Source organism: Flavobacterium chilense (assembly GCF_001602525.1).
Lineage (GTDB): Bacteria > Bacteroidota > Bacteroidia > Flavobacteriales > Flavobacteriaceae > Flavobacterium > Flavobacterium chilense.
Map to the genome: position 1 here is coordinate 340,487 of NZ_LSYT01000002.1, position 8,041 is coordinate 348,527.

The 8,041-nt window shown below is 37.9% G+C and carries 4 protein-coding genes; all 4 read left to right on the top strand.

The annotated features are described in order from the left end of the window. The first annotated feature begins 124 nt into the window (after positions 1 to 124). Entirely contained in the window at positions 125 to 1,417 is a 1,293-nt protein-coding gene (locus A4F88_RS06600; protein ID WP_068841792.1) for a hypothetical protein, read from the top strand. Positions 1,418 to 1,524: 107 nt separating this feature from the next. Further along, positions 1,525 to 1,932, top strand: coding sequence for a hypothetical protein (locus A4F88_RS06605; RefSeq protein ID WP_068841793.1), 408 nt, complete (start codon positions 1,525 to 1,527; stop codon positions 1,930 to 1,932). Between the two features lie 71 nt (positions 1,933 to 2,003). Further along, complete coding sequence (sprC, locus tag A4F88_RS06610) at positions 2,004 to 3,386, top strand: gliding motility protein SprC (RefSeq protein WP_280653964.1); 1,383 nt, start codon at positions 2,004 to 2,006, stop codon at positions 3,384 to 3,386. Position 3,387: 1 nt separating this feature from the next. After that, positions 3,388 to 7,968 (top strand): PorP/SprF family type IX secretion system membrane protein, encoded by a 4,581-nt coding sequence (locus A4F88_RS06615; RefSeq protein ID WP_068841795.1) that lies wholly within the window; start codon positions 3,388 to 3,390, stop codon positions 7,966 to 7,968. Positions 7,969 to 8,041: the final 73 nt, after the last annotated feature.

An 8,041-nucleotide genomic window follows, 5' to 3' on the forward strand; every position in this document is an offset into this window, starting at 1 on the left:
TTTCAAAAAAAGATAAAAAAACAACTCTTTCTCGATGTGTTCTGATTTTAATCGGAAAACTCGAGATGAGTTTTTTCATTTACGCATACCCAAATTTATTATTAACTGTAATACCCCCCTTATCATGAAAAAAATTACTCAAATGATCTGCGTTCTTTTGACAGTTACGAGTATGAGTGCTCAACAAGAGAAAGGAATTATGGGCTACACCAATTGGTTAAACAACTGGACCGAATTTAAGCCTAACAAAGTAGAGTATGGAGAAGCAAACCAAATTTTAGCAGGAAACATTTCTGTTAATACCAAATTGCTGAAGAGGAATATTTATGTTTTGCAAGGTAATGTTTATGTTACGAACAATGCTGTTCTGACAATCGAGCCGGGAACTTTAATTATTGGTGATTTCGAAACTAAAGGAACATTGGTAGTTACAAAAGGAGCTCAAATTATTGCTGACGGTCTTGAGACTGATCCAATTGTATTTACCTCAAACCGTAGCCAGAAAAAAGCTGGTGACTGGGGTGGATTAGTAATCCTTGGAGATGCTCCAATCAATAAATTTGGAAATGTTGGTTCTTACAACTTAGATCTTGATCCTACTTTAACTACTTATGGTGGTGACAATGCTGCCGGAAATTCAGGAGTTTTAAGATTTGTGAGAATCGAATTTGCAGGTAAAAAAGTTAAAGGAGTTGATACTTTCAATGGTTTAACTATTGCTGGTGTTGGATCTAAAACGATTTTAGAAAACATTATGGTAAGCTACTCAGGAGGTGATTCATTTGCTTTCTTTGGTGGTGATGTAAATGCTACAAAATTTGTATCTTATAAATCTATCAATGACGACTTTAAATTCACTCAGGGTGTTCAATGTCGTTTATACAACTCATTAGCCGTTAGATCTTCTTATTTATCTAGTAATAAAGACGGTTCTCGTTGTATGGAAGTAAAATCTTACGAAAAGAAAAACGAAACTGATTTTACTAAAAAACAAACTTTAGTTGTTGCAACTAATATTACTATGCTTAATGATAGTGAAAATATTAAAGCTGATATCCAGTCTGGTTTAGTAAAAGAGGCTGTATATGTAGCTGAAAGCTCTTCACTTGAAATGAAACGTAGTGTAATCTCAGGATTTAATCCGGCTGTTTTATTAGACAGTAAAACTGAGATTAATGATGCTAATCTTAAGAAAATCAAATTTGAAGAAATGTACTTCAACCTATGTAACGGAAATATCTTTACAGAGTACAATTCTAACAATGAAGATCTGGAAAGCTGGTACGGAAATAGCGTGTTTTTCAATGTTTACTCACAAAGTAATAACAGAGAGACATTCATCGATATTTTCAACGCTAAGAAACCGGATTTCAGATTACAATTAGGAAAAATCACAGCGTCTAGCAGCAACAGATAATAGATTTCGATTTTTATTTTAAAGCGTAAATTTTATTATTAATAAAGTCCCCAGACACAATTTATGTATTCGTCTTAAACCGGACCCCAAATAAAGATCAAGACATAATGGCACTATCCAGAAAAAAATATTTAGTATATATAATATTTTTGGTTTCACCTGTTACGTTAAGTCTATATGCTCAGAGTTCAGTAGAAAAACCTATCGTTTCTATTGATTTAAACAGCAGTATAGATGCATGTGATATCCAAAGTAAAGCAACAGCTGAAAACATCAGCAAATTAGATAATTCTAATCAGTTTATAGTAGGGCTATCCAACCCCAAGGATAGCCTTGTTATGGCAACAAATACGAAAGATCAGACTTCAAATTGCGACGAAAACATATCTGTAACAGCTTCTTATTCTATTCTTGCAAAAGATATTATTGAGAACTATAAATATGATTTTTCGGAAACATTTATTGATATTTTGTTTTTTGAGAATATAGATTTGGCAAGAAAACGCACTATATGATTCAAAGAACTACGTTATCTTTAACTAAATGCTTTGTTTTTTTGAGTATCTTTTTTGTTGTAAATTCAAAAATGCAAGCACAAACTATCGTGCCACAAACTCTTGATGGTCTCGAAAAGTTGTGTGCGGGTAATAATTTCAACGAATTTTACGCAACATTTAGTTATATAGATTTTCCTGCCGGAACTACCTTTGTGATTGAGCTTTCAGACAGTCAGGGTAGTTTTGCATCTCCTATTGCTACAACGAAGCTTTTGGCTACAGATGTTTCTGCCACTTCGCAAACTATAAAATTTGCAGTACCAACTACAATAGTTGGTGCTGACACTTATAGTTTCAGGGTTAAGAGTTCTTTGGCAAGCGCTCAGCCTAGTGCTAAATTCAAAAATACACTAGGAAATACTTCTTTTCCGGTATATTTTAAAGAATACGAAGGATCTTTTTTTATCAATAATAAAAATGATGTAGCAATGCTATGCTCAGGCGGCAGCCTGACTCTTTCGATTAATAACGACACTCCAACTGTTCCAGGCTCATCTCCGGTAAATTATTCAAAAATAAAATACAAATGGTACAAAGATGATGTAGCTATTGCAGGACAAAGCTCTAAAGAGTTAGTTGTAAATGCTCCGGGTAAATACTATGCTGAGATTGATTATGGTTCATGTTCAGATGTAAACTATAGTTCTAATCGTGTTACAGTGACTACTTCAGGTTCTGGAGGCGGATCTGCAACAATTAGTTCAAGTTTAGGAAACCCATTTTGTGCCGGAGGATCAGGTACAGTACTAACAGCTACTTCAGGAAATACTTATTTGTGGAAAAAAGACGGAACCGTAATTTCAGGCGGAACTACTCGTAGTATTAATGCAACTGAATCCGGAGTTTATACTGTTGATGTTGATTTTGGTGGTTGTAAAGCAACAGGGTCAATCGATCTGAAAAGCAATAGTTTTAATGCCAGTATTGATGTTGCAGATGAGTTTGAACTTAAAGATGGAGAAACAGTAAGCGTTTCAGTTACAACAGATGCTACAGGACCAACTTATGAGTGGTATTTGAACAATAATTTAATTTCGGGAGCAACCACAAATAGTTACTTAGTAGCTGCAATTGGAACCTATAAAGTGAAAATTTCACAGGCTTCAGGATGTCTGGCTTCAAAAGAGTTTACGTTTAAAGCAAAAGGAAAAGCCGGTCCGGCATCAGCAATTCCTAATATTATAAAATTAAGTGGTTTAAGTCCGTATTGGAATATACCGGATGAATACAAAAATGCAAGCACCAAAGTTATGATTATAAGTTCCAACGGCGATATGGTTTTAGATGTTGTCGATTATCAGGGTGACTGGCCACAGACTTCAATAGATTTTAAAAATGTAAATCCAGTATATTACTATGTCATTCAATCCGACACAGGTGAAAAAAAAGGATCAATAACTGTGATAAAATAATATGAAGAAAATTTTACTATTCATAACTTTATTTTACGGTTTTTCAAATACACTCTATTCTCAGGACAAAAATGAGAATGGAGTTGTTTCGTTTTCATTACCTATAAGAAATTCTTTAAAGTTTAATAGATATTTAATCAACCCTACTTTTAGTTTTGTTCGTGAAACCAATGCTTATGCAAGTTTCTATAATAAAAGACAATGGGTACAATTTGAAAATGCCCCTAATACTTACTTAGCCAATTATTCTGGTCGTTTTAGAGAAAACGAAGCATTTGCTTTTGGCTTATTCCAGCAAAATTATGGTTTAATGACTGTTTTTGGCGGAATAGGAAACTTTGCACATAACATCGTTTTAGAGCAGGATAGTAACTTAACCTTTGGTATGAACGTTGGCATTTATCAAAGTGGCTTAAACAAAGGGAAAATTATATCTGATGATCCAAATGTTTTAAATGGTGATTACCCTTCAAACACCATGCTTACAATTAATCCGGGTATCAACTACGGAACAGCATTTCTTGATTTTGGAGTTTCTGTAAACAACTTAGTCCTTTACAATTTCGGAGCCGGAATAGTAAAAGAAGATCCAGAAAGAGCGATCGAATTGCATGCCATGTACACGGGATACATCGATAGTTATGGCTTTTTTGACAGAAGTAAATTTTCTGCCATAGTAAAAACTGAAGTTAAAAAAGACAAAACAGTTTTATCCGGACTGGCGATGATTGCTATTCCAAAAGGAGTTTGGGCACAAGCCGGATATAATAGTTTATACGGAATCTCTGCCGGTTTAGGATTCAACATTTCGCCTAGTATTGCCATTGAATATAACTATGAAAGAGGTATGGGTAACTTCACCAATTTGGGAGGTTCTCATGAATTTGCTATTGCATACAAGTTCAAAAGCAAAAACTATTATTACGGAGATGACGAAGAAGGTTCTTTAATAGATCCAAGTAAACCAAAACCGGTAATGGCAAAACCATCAACTGCTACAACAGCAGCCAGAACCGATGGTGCTGAAAAAGCAAGACTGGCAGCCGAAGCCAAAGCAAAGGCTGATGCCGAAGCAAAACAAGCAAGACTTGCTGCTGCAGAAAAAGTGAAGGCTGATGCCGAAGCTGCTGCAAAAGCAAAACTTGAAGCAGACAATAAAGCTAAAGCTGATGCAGAAGCTATTAAAATAAAATTAGCTGCAGAAGCAAAAGCGAAAGCCGATGCTGCAGCCGCTGCAAGAGCGCAAACTGCTACTACAAACAGAGCAACCGGTGCAGAGCAAAGATCACAAGCACAATTGGCTGCAGACAAAGTGAGAGCTGATGCCGAAGCGCGCAGAATAAAATTAGCTGCAGATAATAAAGCAAGGGTTGATGCTGCTGCTGCTGCCAGAGCACAAGCTGCTAATGCAAATAAACCAGGAGCAGCTCCACAAAAAACACAAGCACAATTAGCTGCTGATAAAGCAAAAGCCGATGCTGAAGCATTGAAACTGAAATTAGCTGCCGATGCGAAAGCAAAAGCTGATGCCGAAGCTGCTGCAAAAGCTAAAGTAGCTGCTGCAAGTCCTGCTACACCACAAAAAACACAAGCACAATTAGCTGCTGATAAAGTGAAAGCTGATGCTGAAGCTGCTGCTAAAGCAAGATTGGCCGCAGAAGCAAAAGCCAAAGCTGATGCTGAAGCATTAAAAATAAAACTAGCTGCAGATGCCAAAGCCAAAGCCGATGCTGCTGAAGCGAAACGTAAATCCGATGCCAAAGCCAAAGCTGAAGCTGCAGATTTACAATCAATATTAGCTGCTGATGCCAAAGCTAAAGCAGATTCAGATGCTTATCAGGCAAGATTAGCTGCAGAAGCAAAAGCCGCTGCTGCTGCTGCTGCAAAAACAAAAGCAAGTATTGATGCTGCAAATAAAGCCAAACTAGCTGCCGATGCAAAAGCAAAAGCCGCAGAAGAGGCAGCCCTGAAAGAAAAATTAGCTGCCGATGCCAAAGCGAAAGCCGATGCTGAAGCAAGAGAAGCGAGAATAGCTGCTGAAGCAAAAGCTAAAGCGGATGCCGAAGCATTAAAAATAAAACAAGCTGCTGATGCAAAAGCCAAAGCCGATGAAGAGGTATTACAAGCAAAATTAGCTGCTGATGCCAAAGCTAAAGCAGATGCAGAAGCCTTACAGGTAAAACTAGCTGCCGATGCCAAAGCTAAAGCTGATGCAGAAGCATTACAGGCAAAATTAGCTGCCGATGCTAAAGCGAAAGCGGATGCAGAAGCACTTAAAGTAAAACAAGCTGCTGATGCCAAATTAAAAGCCGACGAAGAAGCACGTTTAGCAAAACTAGCTGCCGACGCAAAAGCGAAAGCTGATGCAGAAGCATTACAAGCAAAATTAGCTGCGGATGCTAAAGCGAAAGCCGATGCAGAAGCACTTAAAGTAAAACAAGCTGCTGATGCTAAAGTAAAAGCCGACGAAGAAGCACGTTTAGCTAAACTAGCTGCTGATGCCAAAGCTAAAGCTGATGCAGAAGCATTACAAGCAAAATTAGCTGCGGATGCAAAAGCCAAAGCCGACGCAGAAGCACTTAAAGTAAAACAAGCTGCTGATGCTAAAGCTAAAGCTGATGAAGAAGTGCGTTTAGCTAAATTAGCTGCAGACGCAAAAGCAAAAGCGGATGCTGAAGCCTTACAAGCAAAACTGGCAGCTGACGCTAAAGCTAAAGCAGACATGGAAGCGTTACAGGCAAAATTACTTGCTGATGCAAAAGTAAAAGCTGATGCAGAAGCAACAGCTAAAGCGAAAGCCGATGCTGAAGCAAAACAACTTCAAGATGCTGAAGAAGCACGTTTGGCAAAATTAGCTGCCGATGCAAAAGCGAAAGCCGATGCAGAAGCGCTTAAAGTAAAACAAGCTACAGATGCAAAAGCGAAAGCTGATGAAGAAGCACGTTTAGCCAAACTAGCTGCTGATGCCAAAGCGAAAGCCGATGCAGAAGCTCTACAAGCAAAACTAGCTGCGGATGCTAAAGCGAAAGCCGACGCAGAAGCACTTAAAGCAAAACAAGCTGCAGATGCTAAAGCCAAAGCTGATGAAGAGGCATTACAGGCCAAACTAGCTGCCGATGCTAAAGCGAAAGCCGATGCAGAAGCTTTACAAGCAAAATTAGCTGCGGATGCCAAAGCAAAAGCCGACGCAGAAGCGCTTAAAGTAAAACAAGCTGCAGACGCTAAAGCCAAAGCTGATGAAGAAGCACGTTTAGCGAAATTAGCTGCCGATGCTAAAGCGAAAGCCGATGCAGAAGCTTTACAAGCAAAACTAGCTGCCGATGCCAAAGCAAAAGCCGACGCAGAAGCACTTAGAGTTAAACAAGCTACAGACGCCAAAGCTAAAGCTGATGAAGAAGCACGTTTAGCGAAATTAGCTGCCGATGCCAAAGCGAAAGCCGATGCAGAAGCTTTACAAGCAAAATTAGCTGCAGATGCCAAAGCAAAAGCAGATATGCAAGCAGCACAAGCTAAGTTATTGGCTGATCAAAAAGCTAAAGCCGATGCTGAAGCAACAGAAAGATTAAGAGCTGAAGAAGAAACAAGACAATTAAGACTGGCTGAAGAAGCGCGTGAAGCAAAATTACTTGCAGACGCTAAAGCAAAAGCCGATGCAGAAGCTCTTCAGGCTAAATTGGCTGCAGATGCACTTGCAAAAGCGGCTTCAGCACCAAAAGATGATACAGCAAAAGCGATTGAAAATTTAACTCAGTCTATAGAGAGTTCAACTAAAAATCAAAAAGATTTATTATCACAGTTTAATACGACTGTAGCAAATAAACAAAGAGATTTGAATGACTTGAGAGAAGAGAATGACTTGAGCGAAAAAGGAATTTATAAAGAGCCAAAACCGTTTAAAAGTGTTGCGGCAGAAAATAGTCAGTTAGAAGCTTTAAAACTACAGCTTGCTGAAGCGAACAGAGCTCAAAGTGATGAAATTGCAAAACTGACAAATTTATATAACGAAAGGCTTAAAAAATTCCCAAATAAAAATGATGAATTAAACAAAGCTTATCTGGAAAAAATCAATCAGTTGAAGGCGGCACAATTAAAAATGGAGCAGGACAGTGCCGTACTACTATCGAATTTAGAACGTATTAAAGCGGAAACTGAAATTGAGAAAAAACGTAGAATTAAGCGTGCAGCTTATGAAAATGATCAGGGAAGATATGCACAGGACGTTGCGGCTCTTAAACGTATTAAGGAAACAACAAAATTAAGTAGCACACCATTGACTGCTAGTGATTTTGATTTTGGTGAAGACCAGTCGAATATGCAAATTATCAAGAATATTAAAAACGCTGATAATGGATATTATTTAATTATTGCAGTTCACAGTAGTGTCGAAAAACGTGACCAGTTCCTGACCAAGGCAGTTGCCGCAGGACGTACAGATGTTAATTTCTTTTACAATGTAACAACAAGTAAGTATTACATCTATTACGAGAAATTTGATGGTTTATCTGAAGCAACAAAAGCTTTAGAGGCAAAAGGGAATAAACCATACAATGGAAAAATGGCCATCGTAAAAGTAGAGAATTAATATACACAGGATTAAAAGTCGGTCCTTCTTAGCAATAAGAAGGACAAAATAATAAATGTTATAGAATACTAAT

Bases quoted from the DNA above. Each gene is read 5' to 3' on its own strand.
- A4F88_RS06615 (WP_068841795.1), top strand. From the start codon at position 3,388: ATGAAGAAAATTTTACTATTCATAACTTTATTTTACGGTTTTTCAAAT.
- A4F88_RS06600 (WP_068841792.1), top strand. From the start codon at position 125: ATGAAAAAAATTACTCAAATGATCTGCGTTCTTTTGACAGTTACGAGT.
- sprC (WP_280653964.1), top strand. From the start codon at position 2,004: ATGCAAGCACAAACTATCGTGCCACAAACTCTTGATGGTCTCGAAAAG.
- A4F88_RS06605 (WP_068841793.1), top strand. From the start codon at position 1,525: ATGGCACTATCCAGAAAAAAATATTTAGTATATATAATATTTTTGGTT.